This is a genomic window from Micromonospora thermarum, from assembly GCF_012034245.1.
GTDB classification, from domain to species: Bacteria; Actinomycetota; Actinomycetes; order Mycobacteriales; family Micromonosporaceae; genus Micromonospora; species Micromonospora thermarum.
This window is the reverse complement of the sequence record NZ_JAATEO010000018.1, coordinates 113,351-138,769: the sequence shown is the minus strand read 5'-3', so window position 1 is coordinate 138,769 and position 25,419 is coordinate 113,351. Positions and strand designations below refer to the sequence as shown.

General features: G+C 74.4%; 19 protein-coding genes. 6 read left to right on the top strand and 13 right to left on the bottom strand.

Annotated features, from left to right (window positions below):
- Positions 1 to 289: 289 nt before the first annotated feature.
- On the top strand, positions 290 to 670 hold the full coding sequence (locus HCJ94_RS17930) for a PH domain-containing protein (protein ID WP_168002175.1): 381 nt from the start codon (positions 290 to 292) through the stop codon (positions 668 to 670).
- On the opposite strand, the gene HCJ94_RS17925 is transcribed toward HCJ94_RS17930, so the two are convergent.
- Entirely contained in the window at positions 664 to 1,584 is a 921-nt protein-coding gene (locus HCJ94_RS17925; protein ID WP_168002174.1) for a 2-hydroxyacid dehydrogenase, read from the bottom strand. The two genes, HCJ94_RS17930 and HCJ94_RS17925, sit on opposite strands and share 7 nt — an antisense overlap.
- Positions 1,585 to 1,775: 191 nt before the next feature.
- Between HCJ94_RS17925 and HCJ94_RS17920 the strand changes: the two genes are divergently transcribed.
- From HCJ94_RS17920 to HCJ94_RS17910, 3 genes are all read left to right on the top strand, one after another.
- On the top strand, positions 1,776 to 3,593 hold the full coding sequence (locus tag HCJ94_RS17920; protein WP_168002173.1) for a SpoIIE family protein phosphatase: 1,818 nt from the start codon (positions 1,776 to 1,778) through the stop codon (positions 3,591 to 3,593).
- A gap of 69 nt (positions 3,594 to 3,662) precedes the next feature.
- Entirely contained in the window at positions 3,663 to 4,835 is a 1,173-nt protein-coding gene (locus HCJ94_RS17915; RefSeq protein ID WP_168002172.1) for a PQQ-dependent sugar dehydrogenase, read from the top strand.
- Positions 4,836 to 4,899: 64 nt separating this feature from the next.
- Entirely contained in the window at positions 4,900 to 6,477 is a 1,578-nt protein-coding gene (locus tag HCJ94_RS17910; RefSeq protein ID WP_168002171.1) for a metallophosphoesterase, read from the top strand.
- Between the two features lie 63 nt (positions 6,478 to 6,540).
- Here HCJ94_RS17910 and HCJ94_RS17905 read toward each other — a convergent pair whose 3' ends face one another.
- The 6 genes from HCJ94_RS17905 to ligA all read right to left on the bottom strand — a co-directional run bounded on the left by HCJ94_RS17905 (position 6,541) and on the right by ligA (position 17,656).
- Entirely contained in the window at positions 6,541 to 8,898 is a 2,358-nt protein-coding gene (locus HCJ94_RS17905; protein ID WP_168002170.1) for a thiamine pyrophosphate-binding protein, read from the bottom strand.
- A 106-nt stretch (positions 8,899 to 9,004) separates the two neighbouring features.
- A complete protein-coding gene (gatB, locus tag HCJ94_RS17900; protein WP_168002169.1) occupies positions 9,005 to 10,504 on the bottom strand; it encodes an Asp-tRNA(Asn)/Glu-tRNA(Gln) amidotransferase subunit GatB in 1,500 nt (499 codons plus the stop codon).
- A 13-nt stretch (positions 10,505 to 10,517) separates the two neighbouring features.
- A complete protein-coding gene (gene gatA / locus HCJ94_RS17895) occupies positions 10,518 to 11,996 on the bottom strand; it encodes an Asp-tRNA(Asn)/Glu-tRNA(Gln) amidotransferase subunit GatA (protein ID WP_168002168.1) in 1,479 nt (492 codons plus the stop codon).
- A gap of 76 nt (positions 11,997 to 12,072) precedes the next feature.
- The gene (gene gatC, locus HCJ94_RS17890) at positions 12,073 to 12,378 is read right to left on the bottom strand and encodes an Asp-tRNA(Asn)/Glu-tRNA(Gln) amidotransferase subunit GatC (RefSeq protein ID WP_088995614.1); all 306 of its coding nucleotides are present in this window, start codon (positions 12,376 to 12,378) and stop codon (positions 12,073 to 12,075) included.
- A 192-nt stretch (positions 12,379 to 12,570) separates the two neighbouring features.
- Entirely contained in the window at positions 12,571 to 15,378 is a 2,808-nt protein-coding gene (locus tag HCJ94_RS17885; RefSeq protein WP_168002167.1) for a bifunctional diguanylate cyclase/phosphodiesterase, read from the bottom strand.
- A 142-nt stretch (positions 15,379 to 15,520) separates the two neighbouring features.
- Complete coding sequence (gene ligA / locus HCJ94_RS17880; RefSeq protein WP_168002166.1) at positions 15,521 to 17,656, bottom strand: NAD-dependent DNA ligase LigA; 2,136 nt, start codon at positions 17,654 to 17,656, stop codon at positions 15,521 to 15,523.
- A 199-nt stretch (positions 17,657 to 17,855) separates the two neighbouring features.
- Between ligA and HCJ94_RS17875 the strand changes: the two genes are divergently transcribed.
- Positions 17,856 to 18,467, top strand: coding sequence for a type II toxin-antitoxin system PemK/MazF family toxin (locus tag HCJ94_RS17875; RefSeq protein WP_168002165.1), 612 nt, complete (start codon positions 17,856 to 17,858; stop codon positions 18,465 to 18,467).
- A gap of 73 nt (positions 18,468 to 18,540) precedes the next feature.
- Here HCJ94_RS17875 and HCJ94_RS17870 read toward each other — a convergent pair whose 3' ends face one another.
- The 5 genes from HCJ94_RS17870 to HCJ94_RS17850 all read right to left on the bottom strand — a co-directional run bounded on the left by HCJ94_RS17870 (position 18,541) and on the right by HCJ94_RS17850 (position 23,812).
- Positions 18,541 to 19,572: an ADP-ribosylglycohydrolase family protein gene (locus HCJ94_RS17870; protein WP_205801455.1), complete on the bottom strand. Its 1,032-nt coding sequence runs from the start codon at positions 19,570 to 19,572 to the stop codon at positions 18,541 to 18,543.
- A 135-nt stretch (positions 19,573 to 19,707) separates the two neighbouring features.
- Complete coding sequence (locus HCJ94_RS17865) at positions 19,708 to 20,070, bottom strand: VOC family protein (protein WP_205801454.1); 363 nt, start codon at positions 20,068 to 20,070, stop codon at positions 19,708 to 19,710.
- A gap of 199 nt (positions 20,071 to 20,269) precedes the next feature.
- Positions 20,270 to 21,274, bottom strand: a complete 1,005-nt coding sequence (locus tag HCJ94_RS17860; protein WP_168002163.1) for a methionine synthase — start codon at positions 21,272 to 21,274, stop codon at positions 20,270 to 20,272.
- Between the two features lie 79 nt (positions 21,275 to 21,353).
- Positions 21,354 to 22,427 carry a tRNA 2-thiouridine(34) synthase MnmA gene (gene mnmA / locus HCJ94_RS17855; protein ID WP_168002162.1) on the bottom strand — a complete coding sequence of 358 codons (1,074 nt, stop codon included), beginning with the start codon at positions 22,425 to 22,427 and terminating at the stop codon, positions 21,354 to 21,356.
- A 209-nt stretch (positions 22,428 to 22,636) separates the two neighbouring features.
- Positions 22,637 to 23,812: a cysteine desulfurase family protein gene (locus HCJ94_RS17850; RefSeq protein ID WP_168002161.1), complete on the bottom strand. Its 1,176-nt coding sequence runs from the start codon at positions 23,810 to 23,812 to the stop codon at positions 22,637 to 22,639.
- A 328-nt stretch (positions 23,813 to 24,140) separates the two neighbouring features.
- Here HCJ94_RS17850 and HCJ94_RS31505 point away from each other — a divergent pair, with 328 nt between their 5' ends.
- Positions 24,141 to 24,305, top strand: coding sequence for a hypothetical protein (locus HCJ94_RS31505; protein WP_373684336.1), 165 nt, complete (start codon positions 24,141 to 24,143; stop codon positions 24,303 to 24,305).
- A 147-nt stretch (positions 24,306 to 24,452) separates the two neighbouring features.
- On the opposite strand, the gene HCJ94_RS17840 is transcribed toward HCJ94_RS31505, so the two are convergent.
- Entirely contained in the window at positions 24,453 to 25,412 is a 960-nt protein-coding gene (locus HCJ94_RS17840) for an electron transfer flavoprotein subunit alpha/FixB family protein (RefSeq protein WP_168002160.1), read from the bottom strand.
- Between the last annotated feature and the right edge of the window lie 7 nt (positions 25,413 to 25,419).

The following is a 25,419-nucleotide window of genomic DNA, read 5'->3' as shown; positions in this document are numbered from 1 at the left end:
CCCGGGCGGGGGCGGGCGGCCCCCGGGGGGTGGGGCGGGCGGGGGGGGGGGGGGGGGGGGTGCGGGGGGGGCGGGGGGGTCGTTTGGGGGGGGGGGGGGGGGGGCGGTGGGGGGGGGGGGGGGGGGGGGGGGGGGGGGGGGAACGAAAGTCCGCCGCCCAACCGATGTGAACGAACCGGCGCCCGTGCGGTGACGCCCACCTTACCGTGACGCGCGTCACTGTCCCGCCGGTTCCGGACCGGTGCGGCCCGCCGCGCCCCGCACCGGAGCAGGGTGGGATCATCGGGGGGTGAGCAGTTCCGACACCGTCCGGTTCCGGCACAACCAGGCCATCGCGGCGGCCGCGCTGATCGCCTTCATCGGCGCCCTGCCGCTGGCCAACGCCGGGTGGTACTTCCTGCCGGTGCTGCTCGTCCCCCTCGCCGTGGGGGTGTGGGCGTGGCGGGCCGGCACCGACGCCGACTCCCGCGGGTTGCGCCTGCGGGCGCTCACCGGCGAGCGCCGCATCGCGTGGGACCAGGTCGTCGAGCTCGCCAGCGATCCGCGCGGCCGGGCGGTCGCCCGCCTCGACGACGGCCGGGAGGTGCCGCTTCCGGCGGTACGCGGGAAGGACCTGCCCCGACTCGTCGCGGCCACCGGCCAGAGCCTGCCCGACGAGCCGGCTCAGTAGCCGTCCGCGACGGCGTTCATCAGCGGCTCCCCGGCGGCGAACCGGCGGACCTGGTCCCCCACCAGCCGGTACGCCCGCGGCAGCAGGCCACGTACCGAGCCGGCGACGTGCGGGGTGAGCAGCACGTTCGGCATCGTCCACAGCGGATGGTCGGAGGGCAGCGGCTCCGGGTCGGTCACGTCCAGCGCGGCCGAGATCCGGCCGGTACGCAGCTCGGCGACCAGCGCCTCGGTCCGGGCCACCGGGCCGCGCGCCGCGTTGACCAGCAACGCGCCGTCCCGCATTGCCCCGAGGAACGCCTCGTCGACCAGCCCACGGGTCTGTTCGGTCAGCGGCACCAGCAGCACCACCACGTCGGCCTCGGGAAGCAGCCAGGGCAGCTCGGCCACGCCGTGCACGCCCGGCCGGGCCGTCCGGGCGACCAGGGTGATGCTCACCTCGAACGGTTCGAGGCGCCGCTGGACCGCAGCGCCGATCGAGCCGGCCCCGACGATGAGCACCCGCTTGCCGATCAACTCGTCGGTCGGCGTCACCCCGGCGTACGCCCACTCGCGGCGGGCCTGGGCCCGGGCGAGCGCCGGGAAGGCCCGCAGGTGGGAGAGGATCGCCGCGACCACCCACTCGGCCGTGGCCGGGTCGTGCACCCCGCGCGCGTCGCAGAGCGTCACCCCGGGCGGCATCCGGCCGACCCACGCGTCCGCCCCGGCGGAGAGCAACTGCACGACCTCGAGGTCGGGCAGGTCCCGCAGCAGGGCGGTGGCCGCCGGGCCGGCGAGGAAGGGCGGCACCCAGAACCGGACGTCGGACACCGCGGAGGGGAGTCGCTCCGGGTCCGGCGCCACCTCCACCGTGACGCCCGGTGGCAGGTCACCGAGCAGGGACGGGCCGCTCTCGTGGGGGATCCACACCTTCACGCCCGCCGACGATAGGCCCTCGGCCCGCCGGCCGCCGTTCGGGGCGCTCTCCCGCACCCGAACGGGCGCCGGGTCGCGGGTGATCAAGGTGACAAAGTGGCGGCATCGATCCACCCCTCAGGGGGGTATAACGGGACCCGGAGCGCCAGCCGCACTCCGCATTATCCGTACGCGGCCAGACAGGTGGTTCGATGAGCGACGGCACCGACCGACCCTCCGGGCGGTCCGTCCCGATCCCGGGGCTCGGCGACCCCGCCCGGCTGCGGGCGCTCGCCGAGACGCGCCTGGACGCCGCACCCGACGACGCCTTCGACCGCTTCGCCCGGCTGGTGGCGGACCTGCTCGACGTGCCCGTCGCGCTGGTGTCCCTGGTCGACGCCGAGCGACAGTTCTTCCCGGGTGAGATCGGGCTGCCCCCACCGTGGGCGGACCGGCGCCAGACCCCGCTCAGCCACTCGTTCTGCCAGCACGTGGTCGACCTGGAGACGCCCATGGTGCTGCCCGACGCGCGGCTCTACCCCCGCGTGCGGGACAACCTGGCCGTCCCCGACCTCGGTGTGGTCGCGTACGCCGGGATGCCCCTGACCGACCTGAGCGGTCGGGTCCTGGGCTCGCTGTGCGCGATCGACAGCAAGCCCCGGGCCTGGACCGCCGCCCAGCTGCGGACGCTCGCCGACCTGGCGGCGGCCTGCTCGTCCGAGCTGCGGCTGCGGATCGCGCTCGACGGCGCGGAGCAGGCCCGGCGGCGGGCCGAGGAGGCGCACTCACGGCTGGCGCTGCTGGCCGGGCTGAGCGAGACGCTGGCCGGCACGCTCGACATCGGCACCGCGCTGCGCCAGCTCAGCGCCACCATGGTCCCGCTGCTCGCCGACTGGTGCGTGGTCAGCGTGGTCGGCCCGGACGGCGGGCTGCACGACGTGGTGGCGGCGCACCGGAATCCGGCCTGCGCGCCGGACGTGGCCCGCTTCGCCGAGCTGATGCGCACCCGGCTCGGACCGGAGTCGATCACCCTCACCGTGCTGCGCACGGGCGCACCGGTGCTCGGCAGCGCCGCCACCCTCGCCGACGTGCGGGACGGCACGATCGGCCCTGAGATGCCCGAGATCGCCGAGCGGCTGGGCTTCGCCTCGCACCTCACCGCGCCGATCACGGACACCGGCCGCGGGCGCGTGCTCGGGACGGTCACCCTCGTCAACGGTCCGGCCCGACGGCATCTCGACGACGGCGACCTGCTCACCGCCGTGGAGATCGGCCGCCGGGCGGGGCAGGCGATCGGCAACAGCTCGATGTACGGGGAGCAGCGGCACGTCGCCCACGTCCTGCAACACAGCATGCTGCCGCCGCTGCCCACCGACGACCGGCTGGAGCTCGCCGCCCGGTACCAACCGGCGGCGGACCGGGTCGAGGTCGGTGGCGACTGGTACGACGTCTTCCGTCAACCCGACGGCGACCTGGTCGCCGCGATCGGGGACGTGGCCGGGCACGACATCGAGGCGGCAGCCACCATGGGGCAGCTCCGCAACCTGGTCCGGGGCAACGCCTACGGCCGGAAGGACGCCGTCGCCGACCTGATGTGCCACCTGGACGACACGATCCGCGGGTTGCGGATCCCCGCCGCCGCCACCGCCGTCCTGGTCCGGCTCCGGCCCGACGGCCGGGGCGGGCTGGCGGTCACCTGGTGCAACGCCGGGCACCCGGCGCCACTCGTGGTCCGCGCGGACGGCGCGGTGGAGGCCCTGACGGCGCTGCCGGAGCCGCTGCTCGGCCTGACCGTGCCGGTACGGCGGACCACCCACCACGCGACGCTCGCCGCCCGCGACACGCTGCTGCTCTTCACCGACGGTCTCGTGGAGCGGCGGGACGAGCCCATCGACGTCGGCCTGGCGGAGCTGGTCGACCGGCTCCGGGGTACGCACAGTCTGTCCCTGGACGGGCTGTGCGAGCTGCTGGTGACGTCGGCGCACCACCGTGAGGACGACATCGCGCTGCTCGCCGTCCGCGCCCGCTGACCTCCGTTCCGTCGACCGTCGACGCCCGGCGGGCCCGCATCGCCGCCGCCGCGGGCTACCCTGGGCCGGGTGAGCGCCCGTCCCCCGTACCCTCGCACCCGCCGCCTCCGGGCGGCCCTGGCGGCGTCGTGCGCGGCGCTGCTGGTGACCACCGGTTGCACCTTCGGCGAGCCGGAGCCGGACCCGGCCGGTGAGCCGCCCACCTTCCCCACCCCGTCGGCGACGGCGAGCCCCGGCGGTGTCGGCCAGGAGGTCGTGGCCACCGTGCTCGCCAAGGGGCTGCGCGTGCCGTGGGGCATCGCCTTCCTGCCCGACGGGGGCGCGCTGGTCACCGAACGGGACACCGGCCGCATCCTCCAGGTCGGCCCGGAGTCCGGGCCCGACGGCCTGAAGGTCACCAGGGTGCAGACGATCGCCGAGGTGGCGGCGGGCGGCGAGGGCGGGCTGATGGGCATCGCCGTCTCGCCGGGCTACCAGCGGGACCGGACGGTCTTCATCTACTACACCGCCGGGCGCGACAACCGGATCGCCCGGCTCCGGCTGGGCGAGCGGCCCCAGCCGATCCTCACCGGCATCCCGAAGGCGGGCATCCACAACGGCGGCGGCCTCGCGTTCGGGCCGGACGGCCAGCTCTACGCCAGCACCGGCGACGCCGGCGACCGGACCCAGTCGCAGGACGCCAAGCGCCTCGGCGGCAAGATCCTGCGGATCACCGCCGACGGGAAGCCGGCGCCCGGCAACCCGTTCCCCGACTCGCCGGTCTGGTCGCTCGGGCACCGGAACGTGCAGGGGTTCACCTGGGCCGCCAACCGGAAGATGTACGCGGTCGAGTTCGGGCAGAACACCTGGGACGAGATCAACGAGATAGTCAAGGGGCGCAACTACGGGTGGCCGGAGGTCGAGGGGCGCGCCGAGGACCGCCGGTTCGTCAACCCGATCACCCAGTGGCCCACCTCGGACGCCTCGTGCTCCGGGCTCGCCCGGTCGGAGTCGGTGCTGGCGACGGCCTGCCTGCGGGGCCGGCGGCTCTGGCTGGTCGAGCTGACCGACACCGGGACGGTGCTCGGCCAGCCGCATGACCTGCTGACCAACCGCTTCGGCCGGCTGCGGGCGGTCGCGGCGGCGCCGGACGGCTCGCTGTGGGTGAGCACGTCGAACCACGACGGGCGCGGCGACCCGGCGCCGGAGGACGACCGGCTGCTGCGCCTGGTGTTCGCTGAGGGCGGAGCCGGACGAAGTTGACGTCGGGGGACACCACGCGCGCAGGTTTGCCAAGATCCGTCGGCGGGCAGGTCAGAATCTCAGCATGGACGGGCAGGAGAACGAGCAGCAGGAGAGCCGGGACGGCCAGGCCCCGCAGGCCGGCCGTACGCGGCGGTTCACCCTCCGCGGATTGACCGGTGGCCGGCGGGGGTGGCGGGTCCTCCGCGTCACCGGTGTGACGCTGGCCGTCCTCGCCGTCACCCTGGCCGGGGTCATGATCGGGGCGCTGGCCGGCGGCCGGGTCAGCACCGACATCGGGCCGTTCCAGGCGGACCTGACGGTTTCCCCGGCCCTCGACGGCAGCACCACCGTCGACGTCCCCCCGCTCGGCGCGCTGCTGCTCGACAGCCACGACGGGCCGACCCACCTGACCGTGGAACTGGGTGCGCTCGACCAGAGCCGCACCGAGGCGCTGCTCGACGACCCGGCCAGCATCAGCCAGGCGAGCCGCACCGCGGTGGACGACGTCCGCGAGGGCGTGATGCGGCTCGGGGTGCGTACGGTGGCCTCGACCGTGCTGGTCACCCTGGTGCTGGCCCTGCTGGTGTTCCGCGACGCCCGCCGGGCCGCCTGGGCGGGCGGGCTCGCGCTGGCGGTGACCGCGGGCAGCCTCGGCACCGCGGCGGCCACCCTGCGGCCCTCGGCGATCGAGGAGCCGCGTTACGAGGGGCTGCTGGTCAACGCGCCGGCGATCGTCGGTGACGCCCGCCGGATCGCCAACGACTACACCCGGTACGCCGAGCAGCTCCAGCACATCGTCGGCAACGTCAGCCAGCTCTACACCACCGTCTCGTCGCTGCCCGTGTACGAGCCGGACCCGGACACCACCCGGGTCCTGCACATCTCCGACATGCACCTCAACCCCACGGCCTGGCAGCTGATCCGTACCGTGGTGGAGCAGTTCAACATCGACGTGGTGGTCGACACCGGCGACATCACCGACTGGGGCAGCGAGCCGGAGGCGTCCTACGTCGGCGCGATCGGGCTGCTCCAGAAGCCGTACGTGTTCATCCGCGGCAACCACGACTCGGGCCGTACGGCGGCGGCGGTGGCCCGCCAGCGCAACGCGATCGTGCTCGACAACACGACCACCACCGTCGCCGGGCTGACCATCGCCGGCATCGGCGACCCCCGGTTCACGCCGGACAAGAGCACCTCGCCGGCCGGCAGGGGCCTGACCAGGGAGACCGCCGACCAGCTCATCAGCACCGGCGACAAGCTCGCCGCCACGGTACGCAGCTCGCCCCGGCCGGTGAACATCGCGCTGGTGCACGATCCCGCGTCCGCCGGACCGCTAGCCGGCACCTGCCCCCTGGTGGTCGCCGGCCACACCCATAACCGCCAGGTGTCCAAGCTGCCGCAGGAGCCCGGCCAGTCCCCCACCCAGCTGATGGTGCAGGGCTCCACCGGCGGCGCCGGCCTGCGCGGCCTGGAGGGCGAGCAGCCGACGCCGCTGTCGATGAGCGTCCTGTACTTCGACGACGAGGACAAGCTGCTCCAGGCGTACGACGACATCACGGTGGGCGGCACCGGGCAGGCCCAGGTCAACCTCCAGCGGCACATCGTGGAGGACCCGAAGGCCGGCGCCCCCGCCCCGGTCACCCCGACCCCGACGCGCTGATCCGACCCCGGCGCGGGTGGCGCGCCGGGGCCGTGACCGGCGTACGGCCCGCCGGTCCCCTCGTCAGCGCAGGGACAGGGCGGCGAGAGCGGCGTTGACGATGCTGCCGGGGAGCAGGTCGTGCAGTTCGTACAGCTCGGTGACGCTGCCGGACTGGCCGAACTCGTCCACCCCGAGGGGCACCGCCGGGGCGCCGACGGCCGAGCCGAGCCAGGCCATCGCGTGCGAGGCGGCGTCGTGCACCGTCACCACCGGCACCCGGTCGGCGAAGGCCGACCGCAGGGCACCGGGGACGCTGGGAACCGTGGCGGTCCGCACGCCCTGCCGCAGGGTCCGCTGCCAGGCCCGGTAGAGGCGGTCCAGGCTGGTGACGTCGACGACGTGCGCGGCGACGCCCTCCTCGGCGAGTTCCGCGGCGGCGGCGAGCACCTCCGGCAGCACCGCGCCGGACGCGGCGAGCTGCACGACCGGGGCGTCGGCCAGGTGCGGGTACGCCTGGTGGGCGTCGACCAGGCGGTACGCACCGGCGAGCGCCTGCCGGCGCAGCACCGCGTCGCCGAGGCGGGCGCGGGCCGCCTCGAAGGGCGCCTGGTCGATCGGGCGGGTGCTGAGCCGGAAGTAGTAGGCGCCGTCCTCGGCCGGTGCGGCGGTGGCGGCGGGTGCCGCTCCCTGCGCGATCTGGCCGAAGGCGTCGCAGAGCAGCCAGTCCAGGGTGGCCGCGTACGCGGGCTCGACGAAGGTGACCCCGGGCAGCTCCAGACCGACGCTGGCGGTGATCGTCGACTGGTGGGCGCCGCCCTCGGGCGCGAGGGTGATGCCCGACGGGGTGCCCGCGACGACGAACCGCGACCCCGAGTAGGCGCCGTACAGGAACGCGTCGAGGCCGCGCAGCACGAACGGGTCGTACACGGTGCCGACCGGCAGCAGCGGCTGCCCGGACAGGTCCCAGGACAGGCCGAGCTGCCCGAGCAGCAGGAACAGGTTCATCTCCGAGATGCCCAGCTCGATGTGCTGCCCCGCCGGGCTCTCGGTCCAGCGCAGCATCCGGTCCTCGCTCCAGGAACGCTGCGCGGTCGGGGCGAACACCCCGGTCTTGTTGATGAACCCGGCCAGGTTGGTCGAGGTGGCCACGTCCGGCGCGGTGGTGACCAGGTACCGCCCCACCTGCGGGTCGCGGGCCAGGTCGACCAGCACCCGGCCGAAGACCTCCTGGGTGGAGATCGGCTTGTTCGCGCGTACCCGGGTGGTCTCCGGGACGGTGACGCCCAGCGCCCGCGTGCGGGGCGCCCGGGACAGCGCCTCCCGGCGCTCGCCGGCCCGGATGCCGGCCGGGGACGCCGGGTCGAGGCGGTCCCACTCGGTCTCGGGGGTCAGGCCCTGCGCGGCGCGCAGCGCGTCGACCTGCTCGGTGGTGAGCAGGGCCGAGTGGTTGCGCGGGTTGCCGGCGATCGGCAGCCCCCAGCCCTTGACGGTGTACGCGAAGACGACGCTGGGCCGGTCGGTGACCACGTCGCACTGGGCGTACGCGTCGAGCATCGCCTCCAGGTCGTGCCCGCCGAGGTCGGTGACGAGCGGGCCCAGCTCGTCGTCGGAGATGTCCGCGATCAGTTCGGCGATTCCCGCCGGGGCGCCGTCGAGGAACTGCTTGCGCTGGGCCGGCCCGGCCAGCCCGAACAGCGACTGGTACTGCTCGTTCGGCATCGCGTCGATCCAGTCGCGCAGCGCCTCGCCGCCGGGCCGGGCGTACGCCTCGGCGAGCCGGCGGCCGTACTTGACCTCCACCACGTGCCAGCCGGCCGCCTCGAACTGCCCCCGCCACTGGTCGATCCGGACGCCGGGAACCACCCGGTCCAGCGACTGCCGGTTGAAGTCGACCACCCACATGACGTTCCCGAGGCCGGTGGTCGCCGGGTCGGCGACGGCCTCCCAGATGTTGCCCTCGTCCAGCTCGGCGTCACCGATCAGCGCGATGAACCGGGACCGCGGGCGCTCACCGAAGTGCGCGTCGACGTAGCGGCGGGTGGCCGCGGCGAACAGCGGCGCGGCGGCGCCCAGCCCGACCGAGCCGGTGGAGAAGTCCACCTCGTCGGGGTCCTTGGTCCGCGACGGGTACGACTGGAGCCCACCCCGCGCCCGCAACCGGGTCAGATACGACCGGTCCAGGTTGCCGAGCAGGTACTGGATGGCGTGGAACACCGGCGACGCGTGCGGCTTCACGGCGACCCGGTCCTCGGCGTCGAGGTGCGCGAACCACAGCGCGGTCATCGCGGTGACCAGCGAGGCGCTCGAGGCCTGGTGCCCGCCCACCTTCACCCCGTCACCGGTGTCCCGGTCGTGGTTCGCGGCGTCGACGATGCGGGTGGCGAGCCAGAGCACCCGCCGCTGGATCTCGTCGAGGGCGTCGGGGTCGTGCTGGTTCACGGTGACTCCATTCGGGCGTCGCCGTTGACGCCCTCCGAGGGGGGTGGGAGTTGGGAAGGGCCCCTTCTTGTGCACGAGGTGTTGAGAAGGGGCCCTTCCTTGCACGTCAGCCCTGGACGCCGAGGCGCTCCAGGATCAGCTCGCGGACCGTCTTGGCGTCGGCCTGGCCGCGGGTGGTCTTCATGACCGCGCCGACCAGCGCGCCGGCCGCGGCCGTCTTGCCGCCGCGGACCTTGTCGGCGATGTCCGGGTTGGCGGCGATCGCCTCGTCCACGGCGGCGGTCAGCGCCCCGGTGTCCGAGACGACCTCCAGGTTCCGGTTGGTCATGATCTCGGTGGGCGTTCCCTCGCCGCCCACGACGCCCTCCAGGACGGTCCGGGCCAGTTTGTCGTTGAGCTTGCCCGCGTCGACCAGGCTCTGCAGCTCGGCCACCTGCGACGGGGTGGCCCCGACGTCGGCCAGCTCCACGCCGGCCTCGTTGGCGCGGCGGGACAGCTCACCGAGCCACCACTTGCGGGCGGCGGCCGGGGTCGCGCCGGCGGCGACGGTCGCCTCGATCAGCTCGACCGCGCCGGCGTTGAGCACCGACTGCATGTCCAGGTCGGACAGACCCCACTGCTCCTGCAGGCGACGCCGGTGCAACCGGGGCAGCTCGGGCAGCGCGGCCTTCAGCTCGGCCACCCACGTCGGGTCCGGCGCGAGCGGCACCAGGTCGGGCTCCGGGAAGTACCGGTAGTCGGTCGCCGTCTCCTTGGACCGGCCCGGCGTGGTGTCGCCGGTGTCCTCGTGGAAGTGCCGGGTCTCCTGGGTGATCCGGCCGCCCGCGTCGAGCACCGACGCCTGCCGGATCATCTCCGAGCGGACCGCCCGCTCCACCGAGCGCAGCGAGTTGACGTTCTTCGTCTCGGTGCGGGTGCCCCACTCCTCGCCCGGCAGGTTGAGGGAGGTGTTGACGTCGCAGCGCAGCGAGCCCTCCTCCATCCGCACGTCGGAGACGCCGAGCGAGCGGATCACGTCGCGCAGCTCGGTCACGTACGCGCGGGCCACCTCCGGCGCCAGCGCGCCGGTGCCGGTGACCGGCTTGGTGACGATCTCGACCAGGGGGATGCCGGCCCGGTTGTAGTCGACGAGCGACTCGGTGGCGCCGTGGATGCGACCGGTCGCGCCGCCGACGTGCAGCGTCTTGCCGGTGTCCTCCTCCAGGTGCACGCGCTCGATGCCGATGCGCACGGTCTCGCCGTTCACCTCGACGTCCAGGTAACCGTCGACGCAGAGCGGCTCGTCGTACTGGCTGATCTGGAAGTTCTTCGGCATGTCCGGGTAGAAGTAGTTCTTCCGGGCGAACCGGCACCACTCGGCGATCGAGCAGTTCAGCGCCAGGCCGATCCGGATCGTCGCCTCGATGGCCGCCTTGTTGGCCACCGGCAGCGAGCCGGGCAGGCCCAGGCAGACCGGGCAGACCCGCGTGTTCGGCGCGCCGCCGAAGTCGGTCGGGCAGCCGCAGAACATCTTGGTGTTCGTGCCCAGCTCGACGTGGGTCTCCAGGCCGATCACCGGTTCGAAGCGCGCGACGACCTCGTCGTACGCGGGCAGTGTCGTCGTCATCGGTGCTCCTGCCTCACAGTGCCGGTGGGGTGAACGTGCCGACGGCGCTCTCCAGCGCGGCCGCGACCCGGTACATCCGGTCGTCGGCCATCGTCGGCGCCATGATCTGGAGCCCGACCGGCAGCCCCTCGGACAGGCCGCACGGCACCGAGATGCCCGGACCGCCGTACAGGTTGGTCGGGATGGTGAACAGGTCGGCCAGGTACATCTGGTACGGGTCGGAGGTGCGCGCCCCGATCGGGAACGCCACGAACGGCGTCGTCGGCGAGATCAGCGCGTCGACCTGCTCGAACGCGGCGGTGAAGTCCCGGGTGATCAGCGTACGGACCTTCTGCGCCTGCCCGTAGTACGCGTCGTAGTAGCCCGACGAGAGGGCGTAGGTGCCGATCATGATGCGGCGCTTGACCTCGGGGCCGAAGCCGGCCTCGCGGGTCAGCGACATGACCTCCTCCAGCGACCGGTTGCCGTCGTCGCCGACCCGAAGGCCGAAGCGGACGCCGTCGAACCGCGCCAGGTTGGAGGAGCACTCGCTCGGGGCGATCAGGTAGTACGCGGGCAGCGCGTACTTGAAGTGCGGGCAGGACACCTCGACGATCTCGGCGCCCAGCTTGGTGAGCGTGTCGACCGCGTCGCGGAACGCGGCGGTCACGCCGGGCTCGGCGCCCTCGCCGGCGAACTCCCGCACCACGCCCAGCTTCACGCCGGTCAGGTCGCCGGTCGCGCCCAGCTTCGCGGCGGCCACCACGTCCGGCACCGGGGCGGGGATGGAGGTGGAGTCGCGCGGGTCGTGGCCGCCGATCGCCTCGTGCAGCAGGGCGGCGTCCAGCACCGTACGGGCGCACGGGCCGGGCGTGTCCAGCGAGGACGAGAACGCCACCAGGCCGTACCGGGAGGTCCCGCCGTACGTCGGCTTGGCACCGACGGTGCCGGTGACCGCGCCGGGCTGGCGGATCGAGCCGCCGGTGTCCGACCCGATCGCGAGCGGCGCCTCGTACGCCGCGAGGGCCGCGGCGCTGCCGCCGCCGGAGCCGCCCGGGATCCGGCTCAGGTCCCACGGGTTGTGGGTCGTGCCGTACGCCGAGTACTCCGTGGAGGAGCCCATCGCGAACTCGTCCATGTTGGTCTTGCCGAGCATCACCGTGCCCGCGTCGCGCAACCGCTGCACGATCGTCGAGTCGTACGGCGGGCGCCAGCCCTCCAGGATCTTCGACCCCACGGTGGTCGGCACGCCCTTGGTGGTGAGCACGTCCTTGACCGCGACCGGCACGCCGGCGAGGGGACCGAGCTTCTCACCGGCGGCACGGCGCTCGTCCACCGCGCGGGCCGCGGCCAGCGCGCCGGCGGTGTCGACGTGCAGGAACGCGTGCACCCGGTCGTCGACGGCGGTGATCCGGTCCAGGTGGGCCTGGGTGACCTCGACGGCGGAGGCCTCGCCCTTCGACACCAGGCCGGCGAGCTCCGCGGCGGTCAGTCTCGTCAGATCGTTGCTCATGCCGGCACTCCGCTTCGCTCCGTGCCGTCATGAGGCACGATGGCGCTGAGCCTGATGATTCGCTCGCTGCGCTCGCTCATGAGGCCACATCCTCGTCCAGGATCCGCGGGACGCGGAACCGCTGCTCCTCGGCGTCGGGCGCGCCCGACAGCGCCTCCTCGGGGGTCAGGCAGGGCGTCACCACGTCCTCCCGCAGCACGTTGGTCAGCGGCACGGAGTGGGAGGTCGGCGGGATGTCCGCCGCGGCGACCTCGCCGACCTGGGCGACCGCCTGGAGGATCACGTCGAGCTGGCCGGCGAAGGTGTCCAGCTCCTCCTCCGTCACGGCGAGCCGCGACAGTCGCGCCAGGTGCGCGACCTCCTCGCGGGAGATGGCGGCCATCGGTGCCCCCTTCGTGGCTGTCCTGCTGGGTCCTCCTGCGCCGACCGCGCGGCGGTGGTGCGTGACGCGCGGTGACCGGAGCGAGTCTATTGTTCCGCTTCGGCCGCGCGTCCCCGACTCCCCCTCCGAACCCGCCGGCCGCCGCGACCCCGGCCACGACGGGAGCCGGCGGCGCCCGCGTCCCGCGCCCGCTCAGCGCGGGTGCCGGCGCGGAATCGCGGTGTCCGGGCCGGCGGCCGGGCGGACCGGGCGGTACCGGGCGAGCCAGGCGACGAGTTCCTCGGCCGGCATCGGCCGGGCGTAGAACCAGCCCTGCGCGGCGTCGCACCCGGCCGCGTACAACATCCGCCAGGTGCGCTCGTCCTCGACTCCCTCGGCGACCACCCGCAGCCCGAGCGCGCCCGCCAGCTCGATCATCGACGTGACGATCGCCGCGTCGTCGGCGTCCTGCGCCATGCCCAGCACGAAGGAGCGGTCCACCTTCACCTCGGACAGCGGCAGCCGGCGCAGGTGCTGCAACGACGAGTACCCGGTGCCGAAGTCGTCCAGCGCGATGCCCACCCCGAGGCGGTGCAGCCGGGAGATGGTGGCCAGCACTCGGCGCGGGTCGGCCATCAGCGCCCCCTCGGTGATCTCCAGCTGGAGGCGCTGCGGCGGTACGCCGTACCGGGTCAGCCGGTCGGCGATCCGGTCGGCGATCTCGCCGGTGTGGAGGTCCCGCACGCTGACGTTGAGCGAGGCCCGCAGCCCGAGGCCGGCGGCCGACCACTTCGCCACCTGCTCCACCACGTCGTCGACCACGCGGAAGGTGAGCAGGCGCATCACGGCGCTCTGTTCCGCCACCCGGATCAGCTCCTCCGGGTCGACCATTCCCCGCCGCGGGTGCCGCCAGCGCAGCAGCGCCTCGACACCGACCACCTCCCCGGTGGCGATCGCGATCTGCGGTTGGTAGTACATCGTGATCTCACCGGCGTCGGCGGCCGGCTCGCCGGAGCGCCGGTCGGCCGCGCTGTGGTCCCGGCGGTGCGGGGTCCCGTCGGGGCGGTCGCCGCCGCCCCGGCCCCGCGATCCGTTCCGTCCCCCACGGGCGCGGTCGTCGCGCCGCGCGGGCTCGGTCCGGTCGGCGGCGGTCGACGCGGCTCCGGTCGGCTGGGTGGAGGCGCCCGTCGGGTGTGCGGCGGCTTCGGCCGCGTGCGCGGCCCGGCGACGGATCGGGTCGGCGGCGGTGACGATCTGCTGGATCAGCTCGTCGGTGTGGGCCAGGTCGGCGCGCTGCCGCCGGCCACGCAGCCGCCAGCGGCCGGTACGGGATCCGTCGTCCCGGGCCGGGAGCGCGGCGCCGTCCCCGCCCCGCGCGGTGGCCGGGACCGCCGCGAGCGCGGGCCCGCCGGGGGCGAGCACCGGCTGGGTCACGTCTCCGTTCCGGCCGTTGGCCCCCGCGCCCACGCTCTCCGCTTCCGCCGGTCCGGCGTCGGGGTCACCGACCTCCGCTCCCGCCCGGCCGGCGTCGAGGCGCGCGCCGCCCGCCGCGCCCTCGGCGCCCTCCGCGTCGCCGGCCGGCGTGCCGCCCGCCGCGCCCTCGGCGGTCGACGGGCCGGCCGTTGCGCCCTCGGCGGCCGACGGGCCGGCCGTTGCGCCCTCGGCGGTCGACGGGCCGGGCATCGCCCGGTCGCCCGTCGGGGTGTCGGTGGCCGACGTTCCGGATTCCAGGACCCGGCGCAGGTCGGCCAGGAGCCCGAGCCGCTCGGCGGAGTTGTGGTCGGACTCGGCCGCGTACACGGCGACCGTGTCGTTGCGGTGCTTCGCGTCGTACATCGCCACGTCGGCGTGGCGCATGAGGGTGGCGAAGTCCTCCCCGTGGTCGGGGAAGAGCGCGACGCCGATCGACCCGCCGACGTCCAGCGGCAGCCCGTCCAGCGGCACGGGCTCGGCCAGCGCCGCGACCACCCGGTCGGCCAGCTCGCGCGCCTCGCCGGCGTCGGTCAGCCCCGTCATGACGATGGCGAACTCGTCCCCGCCGAGCCGCGCGACCATGTCCCGCCCGACGACCTCGGTGAGCCGGGCGCTCACCTCGACCAGCAGGCGGTCACCCACCGCGTGCCCGAGCGCGTCGTTGACGTGCTTGAACCGGTCCAGGTCGATCAGCAGCAGCGCCAGCCGGGCGTACGGCTCACCGCGCGCCGCCCGCTCCGCGTGCAGGTGCAACTGCTCGCCGACCTCGGCGAGCAGCGCCTTGCGGTTGGGCAGCCCGGTGAGCGGGTCGAGCGAGGCGAGTTGCTGCTGCTCCACGCTGAGCCGGGCCATCCGGTAGACGGCGAACAGCGGCACGAGCACCAGCGGGATCAGCGCCGCGCTGGCCCGGGCGGCGGTCACCAGCACCGGGGCGAGCAGCAGCAGCGAGCCGGTGGACAGCAGCTCGAACCCCAGACCCTGCCGCAGGCCGGGCATCCAGCGCTCCCCGAAGCGCAGCCAGACCGCCGAGCTGACCAGGCCGTAGTTGACGGCGAACCAGGCGAGCATGGCCGCGCCCACCACCGCCACGTCGGCGCCCCGCAGCCGGCCGCCGTCGAACAGATCGCCGGGACCGAGGCGGGTGACGGCGTACGCGGCACCGAGCGCGCAGGCGTACTGCCCGGCGTTGAAGGCGGTCCGCCAGGGGGCGTACCCCATCCGGGCTCCCGACACGACCACGGCCACCGCCTGCACGGCGACCGCGGGGCCCAGCCCCCAGCCGAGCAGGATCGCGAAGGTGAAGCACGTCGAGGGGAACACCGCCGACGACTGGCGCCGCCCGGGCGGGACGAACGGACGGGCGTCGCAGGCGACGGCCAGCACGGCCATGGTCCAGAACGCGGCGGGCAACCGGGACACCTGGTCGGCGAACGCCAGCAGAGGAGCGGCCGAGAGCAGCGTGGCCACGGCGATGACCGCGGCCACGAAGGCGGAGAACGGCGCCACCCGTCCTGGTGGGACGGAGTTGCGCGGGTCGGCGGTCTCCATCACACCTCCGGCGATCACGAACGGCGTACCCGTCCGTACGCCGTGCCCCAATGAAACGCCCCAGGTGCCGGGTTTCCCCCTACGACAGTCACGAATCGGTCGTAGTCGTAATTAAGTTGGTATACGCGCGCAAGATCCCCACTCAGCCCTCGATACGGGCGACCTTCTGGGCGGCGCCCGGACCGGAGTCGAGCAGGACGCGGAAGCCCTCCTCGTCGAGCATCGGCACCTTGAGGCTCGCGGCCTTGTCGGCCTTGGAGCCCGGGTTGTCGCCGACCACCACGAACCCGGTCTTCTTGGAGACCGACCCGCTGACCTTGCCGCCCCGGGACTGGATCGCCTCGGCCGCCTGGTCGCGTGAGAAACCGGCGAGCGTGCCGGTCACCACCACGGTCACGCCCTCCAGGGGGCGCGGCCCCTCGTCGACCGCCTCCTCCGCCATCCGGACGCCGGCCTCGGCCCACTTCCGCACCACCTCGCGGTGCCAGTCGACGGCGAACCACTCCCGGATGCTCGCGGCGATGGTCGGGCCGACACCGTCGACGGAGGACAGCTCCTCCTCGCTGGCCTTGTCGATCGCCTCGATCGACCGGAAGTGCCGGGCGAGCGCCTGCGCGGCGGTCGGACCGACGTGCCGGATGGAGAGCGCCACCAGCACCCGCCACAGGTCGCGCTCCTTGGCCACGGCCAGGTTGTCCAGCAGCTTCACGGCGTTGCTGCCGAGGCTGCCGTCCTTGTTGACGAAGAACGGCGACCGGGCGAGCTGCTCGGCGTCGAGGGCGAACAGGTCGCCCTCGTCCGTGATGATCTGCGCGTCGAGCAGCGCGGCGGCGCCCTTGTAGCCGAGGACCTCGATGTCGAAGGCACCCCGCCCGGCGAGGTGGAAGACCCGCTCACGGAGCTGCGCCGGGCAGCTGCGCGTGTTCGGGCAGCGGATGTCGACGTCGCCCTCCTTCGACGGGGCGAGCGGGGTGCCGCAGGCCGGGCAGGTGGTGGGCATGACGAACGGCCGGGCGTCCGCCGGACGCAGGTCGACCACCGGGCCCAGCACCTCGGGGATGACGTCGCCGGCCTTGCGGATCACCACCGTGTCGCCGATCAGCACGCCCTTGCGCTCGACCTCGCGGGCGTTGTGCAGGGTGGCCAGCGCGACGGTCGACCCGGCCACCCGGACCGGCTCCAGGACCGCGAACGGGGTGACGCGGCCGGTGCGCCCGACGTTCACGTCGATGTCGAGCAGCTTGGTGTTGACCTCCTCCGGCGGGTACTTGAAGGCGATCGCCCAGCGCGGGGCCCGGCTGGTCGAGCCGAGCCGGCCCTGGATGGAGACCGGGTCGACCTTGACGACCACACCGTCGATCTCGTGCTCGACGTCGTGCCGGTGCTCGGCGTAGTAGGCGATGAACTCCGCGACGCCGGCCAGGTCGGGCACGACCCGCCACCGGTCGCTGGTCGGCAGGCCCCAGGCCTTGAGCGCCGCGTACGACTCGGACTGGGAGGCCGGCTGGAAGCCGCGGCGGGCGCCGATGCCGTGCACGACCAGGCGCAGCGGGCGGGACGCGGTGACCCGGGGGTCCTTCTGCCGGAGGCTGCCGGCCGCCGCGTTGCGCGGGTTGGCGAACGGCGCCTTGCCCTGCTCGACCAGGCCGGCGTTGAGGTCCGCGAACCCGGCCACCGGGAAGTAGACCTCGCCCCGGACCTCGATCAGGTCGGGCACCTTCGGGAACTCGGCCGACGGCGTCAGCTCACCCGGCACGTCTCGGATGCTGCGCACGTTGGCCGTGACGTCCTCGCCCGTGCGGCCGTCACCCCGGGTGGCCGCCCGCACCAGCCGACCCTTCTCGTAGGTCAGGTTGATCGCGAGCCCGTCCACCTTCAGCTCGCACAGGTAGGGAACCGGGCCGCCGGCGTCGCGTTCGACCCGCTCGGCCCAGACCGCCAGCTCCTCGTCGCTGAAGGCGTTGTCGAGCGACATCATCCGCTCGGCGTGCGCCACCGGGGTGAAGTCGGTGGAAAAGGTGCCGCCCACCCGCTGGGTCGGCGAATCCGGCGTGCGCAGGGCCGGGAACTCCGCCTCCAGCGCCTCCAGCTCCCGCAGCTGCCGGTCGAACTCCGCGTCGGAGATCGTCGGCGCGTCGAGCACGTAGTAGCGGTACTGATGTTCGGTCAGCTCACGGCTGAGCGTCGCGTGCCGATCCCGCGCCTCCGGGGTCGGCTCGGCGCCGGCCGCCGCCTCCTGCGCCGGACTGGCCTGCTGGCCGATGACATCCTCGGACACCGCCGTGACCTCCCGTTGTTCCGTTACCCGGCACGGTATCCGGAAGGTGGGACACTCCGCCGCCCACCCGCCGCACGGACGGGCGACCCCGCCCGGAACGTGCGAGGATCGCCGGACGACGCGCCCACCGGCCCCGGCCGGCCGTCGCGCGGCGCGTGCGGCGTCCGCGCCGCGCCGACTCATGATCAAGGGGGTACGCGTGCCCGACTGGCTCCTCTGGGCGGCGGCGATCGTGCTGGCCGTGGCGGCCGGCTGGGCGTGGAACGAGTGGCGGCACCGCGCGGCCGGTCGCCGCTCGGCGGGGCCGGGCGACACCCGTCCCGAGGCGGGCGGCGGCACCCGCGACCGGCGCGGCGGCACCCGTGGCGGCGGCAGCCGTGGCGGCGTCGGCGGAACCCGACCCGGCGGGCGTGGCGACACGCGGACCCGCTCCCGCCGGGGCAGCCGCGACCGTGTCCCCGCCCCGCCCCGCCCGCGTACCGGTGAGGCGACACCGGCCCGGACGCCCCGCCCCGGGGAGATCTGGTGGGCCGACGTCCCGTACGCCGACGGCAGCGGCTCGAAGGTCCGTCCCTGCCTGGTGCTGCGCGCCGACGAGCGGGCCGCCGACGTCCTGAAGATCACCAGCCAGGACAAGAGCGACCGGGACGACCACGTCCCCATCCCGACCCGGAGCTGGGACCCGGACGCCGACCACGACAGCTTCGTCAACCTCACCGAGCCCGTCCGCGTCCCGCTCGCCGACTTCGCCAACCACGCCGGGACCTGCGACCCGACCCTCTGGCGCCAGATCCGCCGCCTCCCCCACTGACCCCCCGCCAGCAGAGAGTTGACCAAGAAGTTCTGGCTCCGGGGAACGCCTCCGAGGACCGAAAACCTCTTGATCAACCCAGCGGGGGCCCGGTCAGGGGGTGTCGGGTGGGCAGGGTGCTGAGGGTGAAGAGCTGGTCGGCGTACTCGATGCGGGTGGCCCAGTCGGCGGGCCAGGCGGGCGTGCCGAGGGCCGCGCCGACGAAGGCACCGGCCAGCGCGGCGATCGAGTCCGAATCGCCGGTGGTGGTGGCGCCGCGGGCCAGAGCGGCGACCGGGTCGTCGGCGTGCCGGATCGCGCAGTACAGGGCCGTGGCGAGCGCCTCCTCGGCGATCCAGCCCTCACCGGTGTGCCGGCACGGGTCGCCGCCGTCGTCCGGTCCGGCCAGCGCCGCCCGGAGGCGGTCGAGGATCGCGAGGCACTCGTCCCAGCCGGCGGCGATGAACGTCTCCGGGCTGGCGGCACGAGCGACCTGCCACAGGTCGCCGAGCCACTCCTCCCGGTAGGTCTCCCGCTGCTCCCGGGCCCGCTCCGCGAGCAGCGCCGGCACCTCGGCCGGCTCGGCGCCGTCGCGCAGCAACCGCACCGCGTACGCGGTCAGCTCGCTGGCCGCCAGACCCGTCGGATGGCCGTGCGTCAGCCCCGCCTGAAGCTGGGCCAGCCCGGCGAGCGTGTCGAGGTCGACGTCGAGCAGACCGACCGGGGTGACCCGCATGTTCGCGCCGCAGCCCTTCGACCCGATCACCGCAGCGTGCTGCCAGCGGGTGCCCCGGGCCAGCTCCGCGCAGGCCCGCAGGCAGGTCACGCCCGGGGCCCGGTCGTTGTCCGGGCTCACCGACCAGGCCACGAAGCGCCGCCGCAGCAGCGGCTCCACCGTCTCCGGCGTAAGCCGCTGCGCCTCGTGGAGCGCCCAGCCGACCGCCAGCGCCATCTGGGTGTCGTCGGTGACCAGGGCGGGGTCGCCGGTCAGCTCGCGCGGGCCGGCCGGCCCGTACCGTCGGACGATCTCGGCGACGGTCAGGAACTCGGTCGGCTTGCCGAGCGCGTCACCGTAGGCCAGGCCGAACAGCGAGCCCGCGGCCCGCCGGAGGGAGGGGTCGGTCATTCCCGCGATCATGCCGTCCACCGGCGACCTCCGCCAGACCCTCCGGCAGCCCGACGCGCGCCACGCGGGGCGAGATCGTGGACGGGTCGACCCAGCGGGGCGCCCGACACCTTCCCGGGCGTGCGGCCGGCCGGCTCAGACGTCGAAGACCAGGCAGAACGGGTGACCGGCCGGGTCGGCGTAGACCCGAAAGTCCTGCCCGCCGCCGGGCAGCCGGCGCGCCCCGAGCGCGAGCACCTGCTTCTCCGCCGCCTCCACGTCCTCGACCTGCACGTCGAGGTGGAACTGCTGGGGGACGCCCGGCTCCGGCCAGGTCGGCGGACGCAGGTTGAGAGCCTGCTGGAAGGCGAGCCGGTGCCCGTTGCCCGAGATCACCACCCAGCCGTCACCGTCGGTGCCATCCGGGTCGAGCGGCAGGCCGAGCAGCTCCGAGTAGAACGACGCGAGGGCCCGCGGATCGGGGCAGTCGATCACCACTGAACGCAGCTGTCCAATCATGCCGGCCATCCTGCCCCGCCCGTACGACGGAAACCTCAGAGCGTGTTTGAGGAGTGTCGGTCGAGCCGAGCCGGAGGCCAGGCGTCGTCCGGCAAGGCGTCGGGGGTCCGGAACCGGTGTTGTATCCGGACCTCCCGACAACGCCGCCGGGCGGCGGCTGGGCCCGGCGCAGGCCGGCCAGCACTCCTCAAACGCGCTCTCAGTCCTCGGCGAGCCGCCGCCCGGCGTCCCGGCAGGCCGTGAGCACCGCCCGGGCGTACTGCGGGCTGGCGTTCGCGAGCCCGCACGCCGGCGTGACGACCACCTGCTCGGCGAGGCGGCGGCGGGGGAACCCGAGGCGGTCCCAGAGCTGGCGTACCCGGTCGGCGACCTGCGCCGAGGTCGGCGCGCGCCCGCCGGACGGCGGTCCGGTCGGCGCGGCGCCGGCCAGCAGCCCGAGCCCCGCGTCGACGGCCTCGCCCAGCGGATCCAGGTCGGTGACGAGGCCGAGGTCGAGCGCGACGCCCACCGCGCCGGCCGTCCGGATCAGCTCCAGCGGCACGTCGGGCGCGCAGCAGTGCACGACCACCGGCACCCCGGCGGCCTCGACGACGTCGCGGAGCAGCGTGCCGGCCACCCCCGGCTCCATCGCGCGGTACGTGCCGAAGCCGCTCTCGGTCGGCACCCGGCCGGCGAGCACCGCGGGCAGCGACGGCTCGTCCAGTTGCAGCAGCACCGAAGCCCGGGGCAGGCGGCGGGCCACGGCGGCGACGTGGTCGCGTACCCCCTCGGCGAGCGACCCGGTCAGGTCCCGGACCGCTCCCGGGTCGCGGACCATCCGGCCGCCGATCGGAAGTTCCAGCGACGCGGCCAGGGTGAGCGGCCCGCCGACCTGGATCTTGATCGCACCGGAGTACGTCTCGGCCTGCTCGGCGAGCTGGTCCAGGTCGCGTTCCATCAGGTCCCGCGCGCGGCGCAGGTCCCGCCCCGGGCGGGGGGCGATGCGCCAGCGGGCCGCGTACAGCTCTACGGGAAGCTCCACCAGCAGACCGGCGGTGCGGCCGATCAGGTCCGCGCCGGGACCGCGGGCCGGCAGCTCCGGCAGGTGCGGCAGGGCGGGAAGCTCACCGAGGACGATCCGCTGGGCCTCGGCGATGTCGGTGCCCGGCAGCGACCCGATACCGGTCGCCGCCCCGGCCGGCCACGGCCACCCCTGATCTGTCACGGCCCGAAGACTATCGGGTCCGCCGTGCCGCGCCGCCCGGACCGCCGCCGCCGGCCCCGGACGGGTCCGTGCCCACCGGTCAGGCGGCGATGGTGGCGGAGCCGAGCACGACGTCGCCGGCCGGGTCCGGCCGGTACGCCACGATCGCCTGACCGGCGGCGACGCCCCGGACGGGGCGGCGCAGCTCGGCGCGCAGGCCGTCGGCGGCCACCGTCACCGTGGCGGGCACCACGTCACCGTGGGCGCGCAGCTGCACCTCACACTCGACCGACGCGTCCGGACGGGGCCCGCCGGTCCACACCGGACGGTCGGCGCGGACGTGCGACACCTCCAGGGCCTCGGCCGGGCCGACGGTCACCGTGTTGGTCTTCGGGGTGATCGACAGGACGTAGCGCGGGCGGCCGTCCGGTGCCGGGCGGTCCAGGTGCAGGCCCCGCCGCTGGCCGACGGTGTACGCGTACGCCCCGGCGTGCGTGCCGACGACGGCGCCGGTGGTCACGTCGACCACGTCACCGGGCGTCTCGCCGAGGCGCTGGGCGAGGAAGCCGCGGGTGTCCCCGTCGGCGATGAAGCAGATGTCGTGGGAATCCGGCTTGTCAGCCACGGCGAGCCCGCGGCGCGCCGCCTCCTCGCGGACCTGCGCCTTCGTCGAGTCGCCCAGCGGGAACATCGACCGGTCCAACTGCTCGCGGGTGAGCACGGCGAGGACGTACGACTGGTCCTTGGCCAGGTCGACGCTGCGCCGCAGCAGGCCGTCCGGGCCGAGCCGGGCGTGGTGGCCGGTGACCACCGCGTCGAACCCCAGGGCGACGGCCCGGTCCAGCACCGCGGCGAACTTGATCTTCTCGTTGCAGCGCAGGCAGGGATTCGGCGTACGGCCGGCGGCGTACTCGGCGACGAAGTCGTCCACGACGTCGGCGTGGAACCGGTCGGCCATGTCCCACACGTAGAACGGGATGCCGATGACGTCGGCGGCCCGGCGGGCGTCCCGCGAGTCCTCCAGGGTGCAGCAGCCCCGGGCGCCGGTGCGGTACGTCTGCGGGTTACGGGCGAGCGCCAGGTGCACGCCGGTCACGTCGTGCCCCGCCTCGACGGCCCGCGCCGCCGCCACGGCGGAGTCCACGCCGCCCGACATCGCCGCCAGCACCCGCACCCTGACCACCCTTCCCCGGCCATCCCGGTTCCCACCCGAGCGTAACGACCCGAGCCGGCCTGCCGAACTCCCCGCGCCCCTCCTGCGACCGACCCCACCCGACCAGCCCCGCCTCAACCCCCACGATCTTGCACTTCCTGCCCGGGCGAAAAGGGCGGATCACCACAGAAGGGGGACCGAAACCGCAAGATCGCGGGAGAAGGAGGGGGTTAGCGGGGGGTGCGGTAGTTGGCGGCGCGGCGGGCGCGGTCCACCGCCCCCGGGAGGGCCTTGATGACGGCGTCGACTTCCGACGGCGTGCTGGTGTGGCCGAGGGTGAAGCGCAGGGAGGAACGGGCGCGGTCGTCGTCGGCGCCCATCGCGATCAGCACGTGGCTCGGCTGGGCCACCCCCGCCGAGCAGGCCGACCCGGTGGAGCAGGCGATGCCCTGCGCGTCGAGCAGGAGCAGCAGCGCGTCGCCCTCGCAGCCCGGGAAGGAGAAATGCGCGTTGCCGGGCAGCCGGTCCACCGGGTCGCCGTTGAACACGACCTCCGGCACCGCCTGCCGTACCCGCTCGACGAGGTCGTCGCGGAGGGCGGCGACGCGGGCCGCGTACTCCTGCTGGCGCTTGACCGCCGTCTCCACCGCCACCGCGAAGGCGACGATGCCGGCGGTGTCGAGCGTGCCGGAACGGACATCCCGCTCCTGACCGCCGCCGTGCAGGAGCGGGGTGGCGGCGACGTCGCGGGCGAGTAGCAGCGCACCCACGCCGGCCGGCCCGCCGAGCTTGTGCCCGGTGACGGTGAGCGCGGAGACCCCGCTGGCGGCGAAGTCGACCGGCACCTGGCCGACCGCCTGGATCGCGTCGGTGTGGAACGGCACCCCGTGCTCGGCGGCGACCGCCGCCAGCGCGGCGACCGGCTGGACCGTGCCGACCTCGTTGTTCGCCCACATCGTCGTCACCACGGCGACCCGGTCGCCGTGCGCGTCGAGCTCGGCGCGGAGCTGATCCGGGCCGACCCGGCCGGCGGCGTCCACCGGGAGGAGGGCCACCTCGGCGCCCTCGTGGGCGGCGAGCCAGTCGACCGCGTCCAGCACGGCGTGGTGCTCGACGGCGCTGGAGACCACCCGCGTCCGCCGGCCGTCCACGGCCCGCCGCGCCCAGAAGACGCCCTTCACCGCGAGGTTGTCGCTCTCCGTCCCCCCACCGGTGAAGATCACCTCGGAGGGTCGGGCGCCCAGCGCGGCGGCCACCCGCTCCCGCGACTCCTCCACCCGCCGGCGGGCACGACGGCCCGCCGCGTGCAGGGAGGACGCGTTGCCGACCTCGCGGGCGGTGGCGACGTACGCCTCCAGTGCCTCGTCGAGCATCGGAGTCGTCGCCGCGTGATCCAGGTAAGCCATCAGGGTTCAGCCTAACGACCACCCGGGCACCCGCCGGACGCCGGAGTACGCGGGCTGCGAACGGCGGAGGTCGCCCGGGTACGCCGGAGCCGGGGCGGGGGTGCTTCTCCTCCCCCGCCCCGCTCGGCGCGGCCCGGTCGGCCGGCAGGTCGGGCGGCCGGCGGGCGCGTCCCAACGGTCACGCCGGCACGGCCGTGAGCTCGACTCCGCCGGACGCGAACGGCGAGGCCCGGGTGTTCGACAACGGGCGACTGCACCTGCACGTGGCGAATCTCCGGGACGTGTCGGGGTACTACGAGGTGTGGCTCATCACCCGGACACCACGGAGATGTTCTCGGTCGGCGTGCTCGGTTCGGAAAAAGACGAGCTGCTCCCGTTGCCACCGAACGTGGACCTTGAGGCATACTCGGTTGTCGACGTTTCCGCCGAGGCGTACGACAACAACACCGCCCAGTCCGGCAACAGCTTGCTGAGGGGCACCCTGACGGGCTGATCGGCGGGCCGGCTCAGCTCCCCGGCCCGCCGATCAGCTCCCCTTCCGCCGCACGGGAGGGGCCGCAACGACGAAGGAGGGGCCACCCGCCACGGGTGGCCCCTCCTTCGCGTGGGGGCGGGGCGCCGCGCGCGGCGCCCGCTGCCGTCACTTGCGCTTGCGGATCTCCTCGGCGGCCTGCGGTACGACCTTGAACAGGTCACCCACCACGCCGAAGTCGGCCAGCTCGAAGATCGGCGCCTCCGCGTCCTTGTTGACGGCGACGATCGTCTTCGAGGTCTGCATGCCGGCCCGGTGCTGGATCGCGCCGGAGATGCCGAGCGCGACGTACAGCTGCGGGGAGACGGTCTTACCGGTCTGACCCACCTGGAACTGGTGCGGGTAGAAGCCCGAGTCGACGGCGGCGCGGGACGCGCCGACCGCACCACCGAGCAGGTCGGCCAGCTCCTCGACGAGCTTGAAGTTGTCGGCGTTGCCGACCCCGCGACCGCCGGAGACGACGACCGACGCCTCGGTCAGCTCCGGGCGGGAGCCCTTCTGCTCGGCGACCCGGTCGACGACCTTGGCCAGCTTGTCGGTGTCGGTGACCGACACGGTGAGCTGCTCGACCGCCGGGCTGGCCGCGGCCGGCTCCGGGTTGAGCGAGTTCGGCCGGACGGTGACCAGCGGCAGGCCACGGGTGACCTTGGACTTCACGATGGTGGAGCCGGCGAAGGCCACCTGCGTGGCGGTGCCGTCGGCCGCCAGGGCCACCACGTCGGTCAGGATGCCGTTGTCGAGCTTGACCGCGAGGCGGGCGGCGATCTCCTTGCCCTCCTGCGACGAGGCCAGCAGCACGGCGGCCGGCTGCACCCGCTGGACCAGCTCGGCCAGCACGGTCGCCTTCGGGGCGACCAGGTAGCCGTCGATCTCCTCGCTCTCGGCCGCGTAGATCTTCTCCGCGCCGTACTCGCCCAGCTTCGCGCTCAGCGCCTCGGCGGCGCCGGGACCACCGAGCACGACCGCGCTGGGCGTGCCCAGGCCGCGGGCGAGGGTGAGCATCTCCAGGGTGACCTTCTTGACGCCGAATTCCCGGGTGGCTTCGACGACGACGAGAACCTCAGACATGTCCGTA

Coding starts and splice junctions, on each gene's coding strand:
- HCJ94_RS17920 (WP_168002173.1), top strand. CDS start 1,776: ATGAGCGACGGCACCGACCGACCCTCCGGGCGGTCCGTCCCGATCCCG.
- HCJ94_RS17910 (WP_168002171.1), top strand. CDS start 4,900: ATGGACGGGCAGGAGAACGAGCAGCAGGAGAGCCGGGACGGCCAGGCC.
- gatB (WP_168002169.1), bottom strand. CDS start 10,504: ATGACGACGACACTGCCCGCGTACGACGAGGTCGTCGCGCGCTTCGAA.
- gatA (WP_168002168.1), bottom strand. CDS start 11,996: ATGAGCAACGATCTGACGAGACTGACCGCCGCGGAGCTCGCCGGCCTG.
- gatC (WP_088995614.1), bottom strand. CDS start 12,378: ATGGCCGCCATCTCCCGCGAGGAGGTCGCGCACCTGGCGCGACTGTCG.
- HCJ94_RS17885 (WP_168002167.1), bottom strand. CDS start 15,378: ATGGAGACCGCCGACCCGCGCAACTCCGTCCCACCAGGACGGGTGGCG.
- HCJ94_RS17870 (WP_205801455.1), bottom strand. CDS start 19,572: ATGACCGACCCCTCCCTCCGGCGGGCCGCGGGCTCGCTGTTCGGCCTG.
- HCJ94_RS17865 (WP_205801454.1), bottom strand. CDS start 20,070: ATGATTGGACAGCTGCGTTCAGTGGTGATCGACTGCCCCGATCCGCGG.
- HCJ94_RS17850 (WP_168002161.1), bottom strand. CDS start 23,812: ATGGCTTACCTGGATCACGCGGCGACGACTCCGATGCTCGACGAGGCA.
- HCJ94_RS31505 (WP_373684336.1), top strand. CDS start 24,141: ATGTTCTCGGTCGGCGTGCTCGGTTCGGAAAAAGACGAGCTGCTCCCG.
- HCJ94_RS17840 (WP_168002160.1), bottom strand. CDS start 25,412: ATGTCTGAGGTTCTCGTCGTCGTCGAAGCCACCCGGGAATTCGGCGTC.